The following is a 16,637-nucleotide window of genomic DNA, read 5'->3' on the forward strand; positions in this document are numbered from 1 at the left end:
TGAATCTACTTTGGGATTCGATGTTAACGAATGGCGCTCCTCAATTTGAAGCTTACGATCGAGGAGAATTGGCGTTTGAAGATGCCGTTCGATATTTGATCCTAATGGATGAAGCTCATCACATCATTAATACAAAGAAGAAAAGTGAAAGTGCGCTTGATTTCCTCACGAAGTTTAGTCGAGAAGCTCGGAAATATTTTGGCGGCTTACTCTATGCGAGTCATACCATTCGGGACTTTGTGCCAGAGGGGTCGGATCAAAGTATGGTGGAAGAAATCAAGAAGCTTTTTGAGCTCACCCAATATAAAATCATCATGCAGCAGGATAGCAATAACTTAGAGATGATGCAGCAGATTTTCACCGGGCAGTTAAGTCAAAGTGAATTGCAAGCTATTCCCTACCTTCAAACAGGGGAGACGATGTTAAGCATACGGGCTGTTGAAAATATTCGCTTTAAGGTGGAGGTATCCGATGAAGAGTTAGCTTTGTTTGGGGGAGGTGCTTAACCATGCCTTGGTCATTATTGCTAGGGCTTGTCCCTCGAAAAGTATGGCTATGGTTGATCGGTTTGACCTTGGCTCTATTTCTTCTTCAAATCATCTTATTTGCGTCAGCTATCACCACATTAATTGGCTTTCAAAAGAGCCATTCCAGCGATGATGTTCAGTCAGTGGATGTGGTGGATGGAACGGCTCAAGTATCAGCTGCGGTGGAGCAATACCGGCCTTTATTTGAAGAGTACGCTGCCCAATATGGAGTGTCAGACTATGTGGAACTCTTAATGGCCAAGACCATGCAAGAGTCTGGAGGTAAACTCGATGATGTCATGCAAGCGAGTGGTGCGAAACGTTTCTCTATAAGTGCTTTTTGCACGAAATGAGAGGGTAGCTTAATCTATTAAGCTATCACAACTAATATATCGAGAGTTGGAATGAAGACCGTCATGTTGAGTCAAAACAACTTCGTTAAGTCTCCTGCATGCATAATTTATGAGTAGATAAATTATGTGTGAAGCCAGGTGAAGTCGGCTGAACAAGCCTAAGTAGCAGTATGCTATATGGCGTAGGATAGGCCGGACGGCTGAAAAGGTAACTATGGTGAGAATGTCCGGAAAAGGACTGACGAATTTGCGAATGTACGGGTCTAAACTTGCACTATATCGAAAGATATAGCATACGACAGTATGGTGGGATACCGAGAAGTAACTATCGCTTGGTCTGAACCTCGGGGTAGGCAACAAGGAGTCTACAATCTCACAGGCCCATAGCAAACACCTAAGGTTATCATGGATAGCTAGATATATTGGAACGTGGTAAGCAAGAAACTGTCAAACAAACATCTACTACTGGGCAGGTGTAAATAAGGCATGAGCTGAAATTACTTTATTCTTGTGAAAGTAGGGGCACAGTACCGAAGAAGCGTTTAACGAACGTGGAGGGATAGCCCCAAGTCTTATTTGTTTATGTTTGATTTCAAGAAAATGAAGTTCAACGGTCTGGTAGGAATGTGGGCAAGCACCGAGGAGGTGTCCACAGTTGAGCACAACAATGAGGTATTGGGAATATTACAACATGCAAGAAACTTTCGATAAGTTATTTGAAGAGAGTCAAGAAAACAGCTCTTTTTATGGCCTATATGAATTGATAACTTCCGAGAACAATATTTTATTGGCATATCGGACAATTAAATCCAACAAAGGTTCAAAAACCGCAGGGGTAGATTCTTATACAATTGATGATTTCAAACTAAAGGATAAAGAGACTTTCTTATTATTGGTTCGTCAGAACTTATCAAACTATAAACCTAACGCGGTTAAAAGAGTTCTTATTCCAAAACCAAATGGAGATCAAAGACCTTTAGGTATTCCAACTATGTTTGATCGTTTGATTCAGCAGATGATTAAACAAATTTTAGAACCCATCTGTGAAGCAAAATTCTATGAACATAGTTATGGATTTCGTCCCATGAGAGGGACAAGACATGCCGTTTCAAGAGTAATGTTTCTTATTAGCCGGAATAGTTTCCACTACGCCGTAGACATTGATATTAAGGGATTCTTTGACAATGTCAATCACACATTACTACTGAAACAATTATGGAATATAGGGGTTAAGGATAAGCGAGTACTAAAAATTATCTATTTGCTCCTAAAAGCTCCTATTAAAGGAATAGGAATACCGACTAAGGGAGTTCCTCAAGGAGGAGTCTTGTCTCCAGTATTATCTAACCTGGTTTTGAACGATTTGGACCAATGGATAGCAAAACAATGGCATTATTTTGAAACGGCCAACACTTACGCAAACGACGCAAACCAAAAACGCGCTATGAAAACAACCAAACTCAAAGAAGGATTCATCGTACGATATGCAGACGACTTTAAAATCCTAGCAAAAGATTTCCGAACAGCTCAGAAGTGGTTTTTCGCCACAAAATCTTATTTGAAGGAACGATTGAAATTGGATATCTCGCCAGAGAAATCTAAAATAATCAATCTTAGAAAAAACAAATCAGAATTTCTCGGGTATTCGTTATATGTTGTACCTAAAAAGAAGAAATGGGTTTGTAATTCCAAAATCTCAAATAAGAAAAAGAAACAAATAAAGACGGAAGTCAAGAAGAGGATTAAAGCCATTCAGAGAAACACAACGCGGAAAAATGTCCAACTATATAATGCGTATGTACTAGGGTTGCGTAATTATTTCAGATATGCCACACATGTCAATATTGATATGAAAGAGCTTGCTTTCAACCTATCATTGGTAATTTTCAATCGTCTTAAAAGTATTGGGAAATATGAGATACCCACTAAAGCACCTCCGGTGTATAAAAAATTCTTTAAGAATAACTACCGAACATTCAAGGTATGTGGAATTTATTTATTTCCACTAGCAGATATCCAAACCGTAACTATATGGAACTATACGCAGAGTCAAACACCTTACACCTTAAAAGGAAGAAGTATCGCCCAGCATAAGGAGTTGGACAGAGGAGTGTTAGTGGAGCTATCCAGATTATTAACTGCGAATATTCCAAATAGAAGTCTTGAATATTTAGATAATCGATTATCTAGGTACTCCATGACCAAAGGGAATTGTGAGGTATTTAAGGAATTTATAGTTGCTTCGGAAGTGCACTGTCACCACTATATTCCAAGAGAATTGGGTGGAACGGATAAGTATGAAAACCTTAGAATCATCCACAAAGATATTCATAGGTTAATCCACGCAACAGACAACCAGACGATTGAAAATTATCTAAAGAAATATCTTCTGACTGTGGAACAAGTCAAACAAATAAACCAATATCGAAACGCTTGTAATTTAAAAGAAATCAAACACTAAACGAATGAGATGGAACGCCGTATGAAGCGAAAGTTTCACGTACGGTGTGGGTGAGGGGAAAACATGGAGATCATTTCAAAGTGTTACCTATTCACATAGTCATTAGGGCTGCCTCCGAATACGATTGAAGATCCTGAACGAAGCATCGATGTAGGGATCGAATACTTTGCGGACATGTTAGAAAAGGCTGGCGGTGAGGTGAAGCTTGCCCTTCAAGCCTTTAATTTTGGAGGAGGCTTTATTGACTATGCTATTGGTCATAACAATGGCGAATACAGCAAGGAGTTAGCCGTTGAATTCTCTCAAATGAAATACCAAGAATTGAAGCATACCGGCATGTATTCCTGCATCCGTCCCGAGTCCGCTTCCACGGGTGCTTGCTACGGTGATATTGGTTATGTAGATGCTGTCTTGCGTTATCTCAAAGGAGGAATCGTTGAAGAAGATGTGCAACCAACCGGGAGTTGGGTGATGCCTATCTCAGGGGCATTAACGCAAACATCTGACTATGGAATGCGGTCGGATCCGTTTGACGGAACGAAGACCATGCACCGTGGAATTGACTTCGCTTGTACGAATGCGGTGACTCCAATTCGAAGCGTAGATAACGGTCAAGTGGTGAGTGTTCAAAGGGGAAGTTCCGGCTATGGAAATAGCGTCATTATTAAACATGAGGATGGATTATATAGTCATTATGCGCATCTGTTTACAATTCGTGTACAGAACGGAGATAGTATTCAAAAAAATGAAGAAATCGGAAAGTGTGGATCGACGGGGAACTCGACAGGACCTCATTTACATTTTGAAGTCATGACCGAAAATCAATACCGTTCGGATGTAGACCCAGCCCCTTACCTTGACCTATAAGAAAGGAGAAAGCCATGAATAAGCGAGTGATTTTTATCTTGTTTCTAATGCTCTTAATGGCTATCACAGCATTTAATGTGTATGCGCAACGCACAGCATCGAATGATGATCTGCAAGCTGACATTCAACAACTGCAAGAAGAAAATCAGCAAGTAGCTGAAGAGAAAAATGAATTAAAACAGACCCTCGACCAACAAGAGCCTGCTGAGATCCAAGCGTATCACAACGCCCTCGTCAAACAAGTTTCTGAATTTGTAGAAACGGCTTTTGTGCAAAACAAAGGGACGTACCAAGAACGAAAAGAGAAGGCGAAAAAGATCATGAGCGAAGATTTGTTGGAAACATTTTTCCCTACAGATACCTATAAAGGAGAAACGAAAGCTAGCGTGGGTAACATCGAATTGTTTATCAAAACGGGCCATCTCAGCAGCAACCATGCAACGGTATTAGTAAGGTTGGATCACACCCTTCATTCTTTACAGAATGATCAAAAGCAAGTCTCCCCGGTGTTTATAGAAGTGAAAGCTCAACGTCAGGAAGATCATTGGATGATGACGGAATTTACGGAAGCCATGAAGGAGAGGGATCCATGAAACGACCAACAAACATCATTACAGAAAGCACATCAAAAAAGTATGTAATTGGATTAAGCACCATGGCTGCGGCGCTACTTTTTTTCTTGTTTTCCGGTTTTGTATTTGGAAATCAAGATCGTGCAGAAGTTCAACAAACTCCGTTGCATGAACCGTTACATGTAAGAGGCGCGGGAGAGTTAATTATTGAAGAGTGGACCTATAATTCAGATGAAAACCTTATGGTTGTCACCTTGAATTTGGATCAATCAACGACCTTGTTAAATGATCAATTAATCTTTACTGCGCAAGAAAAAGAAAACCCGCAACGCGAGCTTCCTACCAGGATAGAGTATCACGATGAGTACCGATATGTGATCAGTATTCAAGAGATTAGTTCTTCTTTTGATGTGATCGCTTTAGACATCGCTAAGGACAAACGAAGTGAACATTCCTATGTTCAAGATGAACAATCAACATTTAAAGGAGGTGATGAAAGGGAAGAGTTAGCACGCGTTTATACCGACCAACGAAAGGTCAAAACCGATCAAACATTGAGTCTCCAAACAGAACAAGAATATGAAGTAGGTGCTGTATCACAGGAGATCAAAGAAGCAAAAAAATCAATCAAAGATAAGAAAGAACAGATTCTAACGATCGATGAACGATTAAAGGAAATGGATCAAAAGATTGTTGAATTAGAATCTGAACGACTCTTTGAAACGGACGAGGAAAAAGAGCGAACCACTGCTCGAATTGAAAAACTTGAAAACGAAAAAGATAGACTTCTTCGAGAAGCAACAGAGAACGAAACGATGATTCAAACGATAAAAGAGAAGCTCACCATGTTGGAAGAAAAACGAGAAATGATTGCGAACTAAAACGATAAGAATTAAGAGGAAGCATCAACACAAGGGCCACACAACCCTTGTGTAGTGACCACACACCCACGGGGGATAACGAAAATATGTTCCTATTCTAGCCTCACAGCGACTGCACATCTGGCAATTTTCTTGTGCCCTCGTTTTGCCCGGCTCTGCCGGGATTCACACGTAAAGTGGGAACAAAAACCCCTTATGCTCTTCTCTTTATTCACTAGTATCAGTGTCTTTATAAAAAGGAGTGATTGTAATGGAAGTAAGAATTCGTTATATGGATCCGAAAACTGTTCAACGAATTGACGAACTTGCGGAAGAAAAAGGTCTAAGTCGGCAAGAGTTTTTACATGCTCAGTTGCATCAGTTAGCTGTCTTTCGAGAAGAGAACAATCGTGAACAAAGACTCCAGCAATTAGTCGATCGAAACATTCAAACGATGGCTCATTGTTATACAGCGATTCGAGAAATGAACGATCTCTTACAGATTGAAGAACCAGGTGAAGAAGCATGAGTGAAACCGTAACGCCTGGAGTGGTTTTAAAAACAAAATTCGTGACAGCTAATAAGGAAGAATTCCAAGATTATGTGCAGTATGTGGACCGTGAAGAAGCGAAAGGCAAGGGGGAAGCACATCCGTCCATGTTTAGTTTATATAATCACTATATGGACGATCCGGGTAAAACATCTGCTTTGTTTACTCAGCAGTCGGACCATTTATCGTTGGAAGGAAAGCAGGGCATTAAATCATTGTTTGAACAGGCTCAAACGAAAAACAGTATCATGTGGCAAGATGTCATTACATTTGATAATGATTGGCTTCAAAAACGAGGTGTTTATGATTCAAAGACACACACCTTAGATGAAGATGCTTTGAAGCAAGTGACACGGAAATCCATGCAGTCGATGGTGAAAAAAGAGGAATTACAAGAGAGTGCTGTTTGGTCGGCAGCCATTCACTATAACACCGATAACATTCACATTCATGTGGCCACAGTCGAACCAAACCCGACTCGTGACCGTGGAAAGCGAAAGCCGAAAACTCTAGACGCGATGAAAAGTGAAGTCGTGAATGGATTGTTAGATCGAACGCAAGAACGAAATCAAATTAACTCGTTGATCCGTGACCATATGGTGAATGAAAAGAAAGAGGATAGCAGCATGAAATGGAGCAATAGAGAAATGAAACCTTTGTTTCTCGACGTATATAATCACTTGCCTAAGGATAAGCGACAGTGGCACTATGGCTATCAAACGCTGAATCCTATTCGACCAAAGATTGATGAATTCACGACAAGGTATTTAGATAAGTATCATGGCAAAGGTATGAAGCAGCTGCATGATAAATTGGATCAAGAAGTGAACGAATTAAAACAGGCCTACGGGGATGGGCCTAAGGATAAGAAGCGATACCAACATTACAAACAAAACAAGATGGATGATCTCTATAAACGAATGGGCAATGCATTCTTACAAGAAATGAAACGGTACGATCAACAGCAGTATCCTAGACAAACGACACAAACAAATGCCTCTTATAAGTCCATGCCATCAGGAATTCAATTGCAACGTTCCTTGAGAAGCATTCAACGTTCGATGGGACAAACATATGATCAGTTTATTAATGACTTGGATCATCAGAAGTTGGAACGAGATATCGATAGAGGAAGGTAGGGTTACAAGGATGAAACGACGTCAAAATGTCACGCTTCATGAAGAGACGATAGCGTTAATTAAAGAGTATCAGGAACAGCATCATATCCGTTATCCTGGTGAAGCTTTAGACCGTATGATTGAGGAATGGGAAGCGCAGAAGGCAACCGACCATTCGCAAGAATATCTCCTGAGTTTGATGGCTCAACGATTCCAAGAAGTATTTTCTGAAGAAGTAAAACGGTTGCGATTAGCAGCCAATCGAAGCGATAAAAATACACAGGTACTTCTTGAATTAATGAACGGTTTTGCGATGGATCAAAACTTAGAAAGCTGTGTTACGACACCAATTTTTGAGAGTCAAGCGATGAAGGATGCGAAACAAGCGGTGGAAGAAAGGATCAGTCATCAGCGTCAGAAGAGAATAAGCGCAACAGAGACTCAACCAGCATCAAGTTAATGGGTTGAATGAGTAATTATCCAACAAAGGAGTTGAAGGAATGCTTTTGTTTAATAGCGATTATGAAGTAGGTGTGTTTAAGCGTTTAATTGAAAATAATGAGCTCGTGATGGACGTGGGACAAGAGGAATATACCTTAACGTTAAGTGATGAGGAAATGGATGATCTTGAGCAGCATTTAGTAAATCAAGAAAACCTACTCATTCCTTTTAACAAGAAAACAAAGGAACTGATATTAAATACAGAACCTGATTACGATGAGGAAGAAATGGAAGAACTCATGAACATCAGTGAGGGAGCTGGGGATCATGGCGAAGACTAAACGATCCTATAAACAGAAATCACCGGAAAAGGTCAAAGAGGAGATCAATCGACTGACAGAGGGGATGGAAGAAAGTATTACTATACACTTTCATTCTCCTGAACAAATGAAAGAGTATCTAGACTTTATGGGGAAGTTCCATCGTTATTCTCCACGTAATACCGCACTGATTGATTCACAGTTTCCGGGAGCTGAAGCTGTAGGTTCCTACGCCTTTTGGAAAGATAAAGGGTTTTCCGTAAACAAAGGAGAGAAAAGTCTAAAGGTTCTCGTGCCCAATCGATTAGGCGAACAGTTTCAAGATGAAGAGGGCGAATGGAAACCTTTGAAATATGCAACGAAAACAGAAAAGCAACAAGTCAAAGACGGTCAACTCGACAAACGAGATGGCCGTCTTGTTTATTCTACCGGGAGTGTGTTTGATGTTTCCCAGACAACGGCCACTCAAAAAGATCTGCCTCAAATCTTTCCTAATAAATGGATCGATGGGGAGGTGGAAAACTACAATCACCTTCGACAAGGGATGGAGGCTATAGCCAATAAAAATAACATTAAAATTATAGAGCCTCATGAAGAGTTAGGAGCAGCTAAAGGAGTAAGTTACACCGGGCTAGATGAAGTCGCTCTGAATCCTCGCAACTCTGAGCGACAAGATACAAAGTCTCTGTTACATGAACTGACTCATGCCAAGCTTCATACAAAGGAAAATATAAATGACTACACCAAACCAGAGAAAGAATTTCAGGCGGAAATGACAGCTTATACCGTTGCTTCTTATTTCAATATTGATACCAGTGACTACTCATTAGATTATCTGCATCACTGGACCAAGGATCATGAATTTAAAGACCATGAAAGCCTGTTACAAGAAGTTCAGTCAACAGCTAAAGAATTTATTACAACCATTGAAGAATCTATGGGCCAAGAAAAGGAAGGGGAGAAAGATATGGGTATTAAAGAACAAAAACATGAAATCCAAAAGGAGAAACAAGAAAGAGAGGTATTACCTTCAGAAAAGCTTCGGGAGTTGTACAGGAGCCAAGTGAGCAAGGGTGAGAAGGATAGCGGGCCTTTTGGTAAGGAAGAAAAGGCCGAAGAGGAATATTCTCATCAAGACTTCAAAGACGCTTATAAAAAGGAGTTCATGAACTTTATTGAACCAACAGTCGGAAAAGAATTAGATAAAGAAGAAAACACAGACCGACAAGAACGTTTGGATCAGATGCGTGCTTTTCAAGAGACTCACAGTAAAGAAGAGGTGTACCAAATTAATAAGGAATCTCTTCAAGAATTAAAAGAGCTACCTTTAACGGATCGTGGAGAGCAGCGACTATCTCAAATCGAAAGTAACCTGGATCGAGAATTTCATGAAGAGAAAGGGAAGGAAAGCACCAGTTCGGAAATGAAGAATGGAAAGGAGAACAAGGAGGCTTTTCAGCAGAAGGAAAAGCAAAAAGAAAAAGTAGAAGTTGAACGATAGACAGGGAGTTTTCTTCCTGTCTTTTTTTATATCTAATTTTAGAAAGGAGGAAGTGCTGCATGGCCAAACATGTAAGCGCGGACCAAGTGGAGGTTGCTCGTAATGTGGATCTTATAGACTATCTGGAGCGTAAAGGGGAGCCATTGAAGAGAGAGGGACGATACTACCGACACCAAGTGCATGACAGCCTAGTGATTAAAGACCAAATGTATGTCTGGAATTCTAGAGACGAAAAAGGAGCTGGGGTCATAAATTTTGCGAAAATGTTTTACGGTATGAGCTTGCCGGAAGCTGTTCTCGATTTGAATGCACAAGGGTATAAAGAAATAGACAATCTCCAAGAGCAAAAGCCCAAGGAGCCTTATCAATATCCTTCCCATTATGAAGTGAACGATAAGAGAAAAGCAAAGAATTATCTTACGAATGAACGGAAAATTCATCCTAAGATTGTTAATTGGCTTGATAATAAAGGCTTAATTGCCCAGGACAAGCTGGGTAATGTGGTTTTCAAGTGGAGCCAACAGGGAGAGGTCGTTGGAGCAGATCGCCAAGGGACCTCTCCTATGAAAGATGGGCGAATGTTTAAAGGTATTGATAGGAATAGCCATGGTTCGGCTGGATTTTCGGTTAATATAGGTAAACCTAATTCCATTTACCTTTTTGAAAGCCCAATCGATGCCTTATCTTATTGGAGTATTAAAAAAGAAATGCTGCAAGATACTCGCTTAGTTTCCATGTCTGGGCTAAAGCGTCAAACTATGATTGATGAAATTAAACGAATGGGGAAAGAAGGTCATAAGGTAAAACAGATAACTTTTTGTACAGATAACGATAAGGCTGGGAGGGAGTTTGCTAATAAATATCATAAGTTAATAACCAATAATTTATCAGCCGTGGATTTCTCTAAGAAAAAAGACTGGAGTGAAGAGGTAATTCAAAATTCTAATACAAAAGTCCAAAGATATTTAGATAGGACAGTGGATAATAGTAGGGTGTAAATTAAAATGACCAGTCTTAACCTTACATTATTCCCAAATGAAAATAGAAGATCTAGTAGAAATATGCGAAGGGGTGTGTATATTATGAAAGGAGGTTACTTCTTTTAATATAGTAAATTAGATGCGGAAAGAGTATGGTGAATAAACGATATTATGTAGATACAATGGGAGCTGATCGAATCCTTTTTGTATGGTATATTTTAGAGGCCAAGAAGGAAAATGCAATAAAATGTTACTCAATTATAAGGTAGAGTTTTTTAAGGGGGAAAACATTATTTTTGAAGTAAAAGCTAAGAATTTAATTGGCAGAGGATTGTTTGCTAAAGAGTTTCCTAAAGAGTTCTCAGTTAGAGGCATAGAAGACACTTTAGAAAAACTAGACATATCTAATGTGAAAAAGGACGAAAAAAAATGGACACAAAGTTGTAGCTTCTCTATACCAAAAGTTGAACATGCAAGACGTGTTATGAACGTACCAACGCCATATCACCAAATAAAGCTTGCAGAATTTATATATCAGAAATAAGTGAAGAATTAAACCAGTTTTTTGACTCCTCTTCACTTTCGCTTACTAAGCCAGTTATTTCTGAAACTTCTGGGAGAGCATTAGTTAGAGAGCATAAATTCAGAACTAAAACTGATAAAAGAGTTGAGAATATATCGGAAAGTAAATTCATTTTAAAAACTGATATCTCTCGATACTTTCAAACTATATATACTCATAGTATTCCTTGGGCTTTACATGGAAAAGATTTTGCAAAGGGTAACAGAAGTGAAAGGTATTCTGGAAATAAGTTAGATAGATTGGTAAGGAGTATGCAGGATGGGCAGACTCTCGGAATTCCGACTGGCCCAGATACCTCATTAGTCTTATCTGAAATTATAGGTACATATATAGATAATAGGCTAAAAGAGGAGATAAAAGAGGTTAAGGGGTTTAGGTACACTGACGATTTCGAATTATATTTTAAAAATAGAGCTGATGCAGAAAACGCATTAAATAAGTTGTATAGAATTACTAGCGAAATGGAACTTAAATTAAATCCTCATAAAACTGAAATTATTACTTTACCTGATATTATTGAACCAGAATGGATACCTGAATTAAAGCTATTTAATTTTAGAGAACATGAAGAGGGTGAAAAGTTCGATTTAATTAGCTATTTCAGCAAAGCCTTCGATATGGCTAAAAAATATCCTGATGATGCTGTTTTAAAGTATGCTATTAAAAGAATAGATTGGACTATAAAAGAAGATAATTGGTACATATTCGAATCTCTCCTTTTAAGTATTGGTTTAATTGATAGTATAACATTACCGTTAATTAAATATAATTTAATAGAGTACCAAGATTAAGACTATCCCCTTAATAGGGAGAAGATATCAAATAGCTTAAATGAAACCCTTCACTCAAACATTCAATTAAATAACGATTATGAGTGTGCTTGGGCTTTAACAATAATAAATTATTTGGATTTAGACATCGATCAAGGAATTGCTGAAAGAATATTAAGGACAGATAATTCGTTTGTTGCTATATTATCGTTAGATGCTTATTATAAAGGGCGTGTTAAAGATGTAGTAAGTTTAGATCGGTTAAAATCTAACATAAAAACAGATTCGTTGTACAATGGTAATTGGATCTTTGTTTATGAAGCAGCTTATAATGATTGGTTTACTAATGCAAAGGAAGTAGTAGAAGAGGATAGTGTGTTTTCACAATTGTTAAAGTATGGAGTGAATTTTTATGATTCAACTAACATAGGTGAGGATTGGAAGGATACTAATGTAAATGATTACTAAAATGGAACACACAAATAAGGGTGGATAACAGAATGGGATACGATCCCTGAAATGATGAAAACGAAAAAAGCCCCTAGCACAGGGGCTTTACTATTAATGAAAAGTTATTCAAACCAATTATCTAATTCATAATGATCGGTTAACTTAGTTTTTGTTGCTGAACCTTCATGTACCAATCTTCTTCGGTTACTCTCAACCAAATTCAGAAGTTCTTGGTCTTGTATTTTCAAGTCTTTTAACGTAAATAGGGTAGTTTTATTTGTAAATGTCATTTTTGGAGGGGCTTCACTATAAGCCTCTTTAAAAGATTTAACGACGAATTGTAAGCTCATCTGTCGAAATTCCTCCATTTTTTTATCACTCACATCTAAATCGATGTCAGTATTGAATAGTGAAGTGACTTTATTACAAAATATTAATATCTTCTTATCAGTAATTATTCTATTGCAAATTGCGTTTATTACCTCCCTGTCAAATATGTCAAAAAGATCGTTGTAACTGCTGTGAGCATATTGAACACCCTCGATATAATATGCAATAGTATCTAAGAAGTTTTCTATCTCTTTTTTAGAGCTATTTGATAATAAGATGTTCCACATTTTTTTATTCGCTTGGTTCTGTTGAATAGTTTCAATCAACAACCTAGAAAAGACCCTAATGCGTGTTTCTGAGTCACTCTGGACGAGCTTAACATAAAGTGGATAGTCAAATCTTTGAGTATTATGATTGTAAAGACAATCAATGAACTCTTTTAAGACTAGTTCAAAGGATTTGTCAAGACTCTTCCTTTCCAAAACCTCCACTATTATCCTGTCCCACAGTTTATAATTGTTATGGTGATAGCCATTCCACCATAACGGTTGTGGATAACCCGTGTGCACGTTAATACCAGTCTCTAATAAATTGAACTCAATTAGTTTATCTACAATAACTGTAACACCGTTTTCCAGGATTTCTTCATTGAAGATAGCAGTTTGGATTTCAGTAGGAACCTTATTACTATTGAGGGCTACTGCTCTGATCCAATTCAAGTCCTCTCTAGTAGAGTTTAGAGTCATGTATATCTCTCTCTTTTCGCCCTCAGATAATTGATCCCAATGGTATATAAAGGTGAAAATGTTTGTAGTAATAAAGTTTGTATTTGGCTGCTTAAGTAACTCTTTAAAGACTGGTTCTCTAATTGTGCTGTCTGAGCCTGTTCCTTCCATTAAATAACTAGCAACACTCATTCCATAGTCATGAGCTGTGTTATATTTCCAGTAGTTGTTTAGCCAATTAAGCCAAGTATTAGCTAAATCAACTATTAATTCCTTATCATCTACATACTTGAGAGATGATGTGGCAACTTCGACCATGTGGGGTTCGTTGAGCCTAATTTGTTTAGATGGAAATTTGTTTAACAGTTCAATAAATACTTCGTACCATGTTAGCCACAAACTTGTCTTATTTTCCTCATTTAATTTAGACCACTCTATACTGTCTGTCTTATATTCGTCATAGAAGTTCTCCAAAAACTTAATTGAACGTACTGCCACCGGGATAATACTTAGGGATTCTTTAAAGTAGGTTAAAATTAATTTTTTGTTTTTATCACTGTACTTATCCCAACTGTTTAATGCTCCTCTAAATAACATGAAAATTACATTAGGGTGTTCGCTGTAGTCCAAATATACATCAATATTCTCTTCTAAATTAAACATATGATTACTAAAAAGGTGAAAAACCGCTTTCTCTCGAATGAAACTTTCGTCATACGTCAATCCAAGTTTTGCGATTCTCAGAGTAAGTTCTTCATTCTTTAAGTCCTCACCAAAATCTAGTAAGTTCCATATTTCTTCTGGAGTTAAAGTTTCATCACCTTTAGCTTTTTCCAAAAGGATGTAAATATTTTTATCTAATTTAGTAACTGCAAATATATTTCTTTTATTAGAAGGGTTATAGTAAGCCTCTCCAGCTCTCCAGAGTATACCGGATTCTTCCACCTTCTCTTGGAATTTAACTGACCTTATTAACTCTCTTTCTTCATCATCATTTAATATTTCTAATTTATCGTCAAAAAACTCTATTGACCTGTCCTTTACTGAAGGAAAGATTGAGTATATGGATTTAAATATTATCTTTTTAACGCTGTCAACTGGGTGTAGGTTATAATACCATTCAAGGGTCGACAGAGCAGACATACTTGAGTTTTTACTAAGAGAAGATAGACTTGACTCAGCGTATGAAAGTGTCTGTGCACTATCGAATAGGTCATCAATACCTTCCGCAAATAATATCTTACTTGCATGGTGATATATAGGGTGTGTGAAAATAATAGACCTTTTAATTTTATCGATATATATATAACCATGGCTATTCAGGTACTTAATTTCTTGTTTGAAATCCTCGCTTAAATCGAAGTGCTTTTCATACTTAGGGAATTGATCCTCAAAATCTGTTTTGAAAGTCATCTCTTTACCAGGCTCTCTATCGTCTATTAAACTTGGTTTCTCAGATGTATTGCTAAGTATAAATGTCAAATCATTGATTGATACTTCCCTTAAAGTATTGGAGCTAAGACCAAGCGCTATGAATAGTTTTTTAATCGTTCCCCCCCGCTGGCCAATTTTTTCTGCGAGTTGTTTTGAATCTATCCTTGCTAAATCAATTATTGAAACAGCGCTTAGTTCTTGTAAAGATTCAAGGTTTTTCTTTTCATTAAATAGGAGTTCTATTTGTCCCGGTTGCAAAGAATTAACTCCTTCATTTATTGATAGCCAATGAGAAACATTATTTAAGATGTTCATAGAAGATGATGAACTACCAAAATATTTAGTCCAAAGATTTTCCATAAAATCGAAATTATCAACTGTGAGATCATACCATGAAGTTCCCGATAAATTGCAATCTGATACTACCGTTTTCCCCATTGTACCTAATAAGATATCTGTTCTGCTTGTTACAATAATTTTTTTACTAGGAGTACTATTGTTTATAAGTTGGCTTACTTTTCTTAATGCTTCAAGTGAATTCTCAGTTTTAGTAATGGACCCGAATGGATCATCCAGTATTAATAACCGGTCCTCTTTGGTAGAGTGTCTAAAGAAAGTTAAGGCACCTTCATCTCCGGATAGTTCGCCTGTAATTTTGACATTGTACCCTTGCTCTTGATAGTTTTGACCTATTTCTTCTGCGAGATAAGTTTTTCCACAAAGAGAGGATCCTGTAAGTAGCAATGCGTTACTTTTTTTAATATAGTCCAGACAATATTCTTTTTCTTGCCTATGAATTTTATATTCATCATATCTAAAGATTCTTGTCCCTCTATACTTTTCTAAAACGTCTATGATAATTTCAGTAATAGATACCCCGGAACCCTTTTCTTCTCTAACTATAAGAAGAAGTTCATTAATAGCTGATATAATTTCAGATTCTGGTACCGCGTAGCTTTTGTTTAATATACGTTTTAAATTTTCCTTGACATCCTCAAAACTAAATAAATCATATACTTTATTCCTTTTTAGTATGTTTCGAAAAGCATTATTGTTGTTTTTCTCCAAGAACCATTCTAAGAAATTTTTCCTTTTATTACTTAAGGTTTTTTCATCAGTATAAGTTTCAAGGATTTTCACTTTTAATTTTTTCAAAAAAGTATTGCTTAATCCAGTGTTAAGACTAGCATTAATTGAATCTTTATTGTTAATAAATTTACTTACATCGTCATTGCACCTTGCATTGGTATAATAAGAGACAAATCGATTTTTGTTTTGTTTTAACTTTGTGAATAGATTTTGGGTATGGCTATTTTTGTCAAAGTGGCTAACCCAATTTGCGAACTCTTTCAGGTCAACCTGCGTTTCCCTATGTTTAACTTGAACATCAATGATATACTGCTCGCCTTCTTCACTAAATCCAAGCTGTAAGTCTTCTCCATTCTCGCTTTCAACATATATTTCAATATTGTCTTTTTCAATGTATTTAACTGCTAAATAGGCTGAAACAAGATATTGGTAATCGTATCCTATTTGACCATGAATTTCGACCGACATTAATACCCCTCACTTTTCCTTAGGTTTTTGGTTAATACACAATATTCTCGTAAAAGACTGAAGTGACCTTCATTTTCTACTTTTTGTAATGATGTTAAGTAACAAAAATGCACACCTTCTATCCATTTGAAAGCTGTGGGATACTTGATCTACAAGATCATTAGGAGGTATGATGCCCATGACTCAAAAAGAAAAACGAATATTTTGGAAAGATCGGACTAGATCTAGGACCGTCGGG

15 protein-coding genes and 1 pseudogene are annotated in these 16,637 nt (G+C 37.4%); 15 read left to right on the top strand and 1 reads right to left on the bottom strand.

Translation table 11 applies throughout. From position 1 onward, the window contains the following. From ACFQIC_RS12170 to ACFQIC_RS12240, 15 genes and pseudogenes are all read left to right on the top strand, one after another. Positions 1 to 506, top strand: a pseudogene (locus ACFQIC_RS12170) (VirB4 family type IV secretion system protein); the annotation flags it as partial. A 2-nt stretch (positions 507 to 508) separates the two neighbouring features. Further along, entirely contained in the window at positions 509 to 880 is a 372-nt protein-coding gene (locus ACFQIC_RS12175; protein WP_390217122.1) for a lysozyme family protein, read from the top strand. Between the two features lie 655 nt (positions 881 to 1,535). Further along, positions 1,536 to 3,341, top strand: a complete 1,806-nt coding sequence (gene ltrA, locus ACFQIC_RS12180; RefSeq protein ID WP_204707131.1) for a group II intron reverse transcriptase/maturase — start codon at positions 1,536 to 1,538, stop codon at positions 3,339 to 3,341. Positions 3,342 to 3,449: 108 nt separating this feature from the next. After that, entirely contained in the window at positions 3,450 to 4,208 is a 759-nt protein-coding gene (locus ACFQIC_RS12185) for a M23 family metallopeptidase (RefSeq protein WP_390217139.1), read from the top strand. A 14-nt stretch (positions 4,209 to 4,222) separates the two neighbouring features. Beyond that, positions 4,223 to 4,801 carry a hypothetical protein gene (locus ACFQIC_RS12190; protein ID WP_204707129.1) on the top strand — a complete coding sequence of 193 codons (579 nt, stop codon included), beginning with the start codon at positions 4,223 to 4,225 and terminating at the stop codon, positions 4,799 to 4,801. Next, a complete protein-coding gene (locus tag ACFQIC_RS12195) occupies positions 4,798 to 5,661 on the top strand; it encodes a hypothetical protein (protein WP_204707127.1) in 864 nt (287 codons plus the stop codon). Before ACFQIC_RS12190 ends, ACFQIC_RS12195 begins: the two co-directional genes overlap by 4 nt. Positions 5,662 to 5,911: 250 nt before the next feature. Then, positions 5,912 to 6,169, top strand: a complete 258-nt coding sequence (locus ACFQIC_RS12200) for a hypothetical protein (protein WP_014644921.1) — start codon at positions 5,912 to 5,914, stop codon at positions 6,167 to 6,169. After that, positions 6,166 to 7,329, top strand: coding sequence for a MobP2 family relaxase (gene mobP2, locus ACFQIC_RS12205; RefSeq protein ID WP_204707125.1), 1,164 nt, complete (start codon positions 6,166 to 6,168; stop codon positions 7,327 to 7,329). The genes ACFQIC_RS12200 and mobP2 overlap by 4 nt, the downstream gene beginning before the upstream one ends. 10 nt (positions 7,330 to 7,339) lie before the next feature. Further along, positions 7,340 to 7,768 carry a hypothetical protein gene (locus tag ACFQIC_RS12210; protein ID WP_204707123.1) on the top strand — a complete coding sequence of 143 codons (429 nt, stop codon included), beginning with the start codon at positions 7,340 to 7,342 and terminating at the stop codon, positions 7,766 to 7,768. Positions 7,769 to 7,808: 40 nt separating this feature from the next. Continuing rightward, on the top strand, positions 7,809 to 8,090 hold the full coding sequence (locus ACFQIC_RS12215) for a hypothetical protein (protein ID WP_204707121.1): 282 nt from the start codon (positions 7,809 to 7,811) through the stop codon (positions 8,088 to 8,090). After that, entirely contained in the window at positions 8,077 to 9,570 is a 1,494-nt protein-coding gene (locus ACFQIC_RS12220; RefSeq protein WP_204707118.1) for an ImmA/IrrE family metallo-endopeptidase, read from the top strand. Before ACFQIC_RS12215 ends, ACFQIC_RS12220 begins: the two co-directional genes overlap by 14 nt. Positions 9,571 to 9,629: 59 nt before the next feature. Further along, a complete protein-coding gene (locus ACFQIC_RS12225) occupies positions 9,630 to 10,568 on the top strand; it encodes a toprim domain-containing protein (RefSeq protein ID WP_204707116.1) in 939 nt (312 codons plus the stop codon). A gap of 190 nt (positions 10,569 to 10,758) precedes the next feature. Next, positions 10,759 to 11,094: a hypothetical protein gene (locus ACFQIC_RS12230; RefSeq protein ID WP_390217123.1), complete on the top strand. Its 336-nt coding sequence runs from the start codon at positions 10,759 to 10,761 to the stop codon at positions 11,092 to 11,094. 56 nt (positions 11,095 to 11,150) lie between these two features. Beyond that, positions 11,151 to 11,924 carry an RNA-directed DNA polymerase gene (locus ACFQIC_RS12235; protein ID WP_465260870.1) on the top strand — a complete coding sequence of 258 codons (774 nt, stop codon included), beginning with the start codon at positions 11,151 to 11,153 and terminating at the stop codon, positions 11,922 to 11,924. A gap of 114 nt (positions 11,925 to 12,038) precedes the next feature. Continuing rightward, the gene (locus ACFQIC_RS12240; protein WP_204707112.1) at positions 12,039 to 12,371 is read left to right on the top strand and encodes a hypothetical protein; all 333 of its coding nucleotides are present in this window, start codon (positions 12,039 to 12,041) and stop codon (positions 12,369 to 12,371) included. Positions 12,372 to 12,475: 104 nt separating this feature from the next. Here the strand turns inward: ACFQIC_RS12240 and ACFQIC_RS12245 are convergent, their stop codons facing one another. Further along, a complete protein-coding gene (locus ACFQIC_RS12245; protein WP_204707110.1) occupies positions 12,476 to 16,399 on the bottom strand; it encodes an nSTAND3 domain-containing NTPase in 3,924 nt (1,307 codons plus the stop codon). Between the last annotated feature and the right edge of the window lie 238 nt (positions 16,400 to 16,637).

It is taken from the genome of Halobacillus seohaensis (assembly GCF_042663045.1).
GTDB classification, from domain to species: Bacteria; Bacillota; Bacilli; order Bacillales; family Halobacillaceae; genus Halobacillus_A; species Halobacillus_A seohaensis.

Coding starts and splice junctions, on each gene's coding strand:
- ACFQIC_RS12175 (WP_390217122.1), top strand. CDS start 509: ATGCCTTGGTCATTATTGCTAGGGCTTGTCCCTCGAAAAGTATGGCTA.
- ACFQIC_RS12190 (WP_204707129.1), top strand. CDS start 4,223: ATGAATAAGCGAGTGATTTTTATCTTGTTTCTAATGCTCTTAATGGCT.
- ACFQIC_RS12195 (WP_204707127.1), top strand. CDS start 4,798: ATGAAACGACCAACAAACATCATTACAGAAAGCACATCAAAAAAGTAT.
- ACFQIC_RS12200 (WP_014644921.1), top strand. CDS start 5,912: ATGGAAGTAAGAATTCGTTATATGGATCCGAAAACTGTTCAACGAATT.
- mobP2 (WP_204707125.1), top strand. CDS start 6,166: ATGAGTGAAACCGTAACGCCTGGAGTGGTTTTAAAAACAAAATTCGTG.
- ACFQIC_RS12210 (WP_204707123.1), top strand. CDS start 7,340: ATGAAACGACGTCAAAATGTCACGCTTCATGAAGAGACGATAGCGTTA.
- ACFQIC_RS12215 (WP_204707121.1), top strand. CDS start 7,809: ATGCTTTTGTTTAATAGCGATTATGAAGTAGGTGTGTTTAAGCGTTTA.
- ACFQIC_RS12220 (WP_204707118.1), top strand. CDS start 8,077: ATGGCGAAGACTAAACGATCCTATAAACAGAAATCACCGGAAAAGGTC.
- ACFQIC_RS12225 (WP_204707116.1), top strand. CDS start 9,630: ATGGCCAAACATGTAAGCGCGGACCAAGTGGAGGTTGCTCGTAATGTG.
- ACFQIC_RS12230 (WP_390217123.1), top strand. CDS start 10,759: ATGGTATATTTTAGAGGCCAAGAAGGAAAATGCAATAAAATGTTACTC.
- ACFQIC_RS12245 (WP_204707110.1), bottom strand. CDS start 16,399: ATGTCGGTCGAAATTCATGGTCAAATAGGATACGATTACCAATATCTT.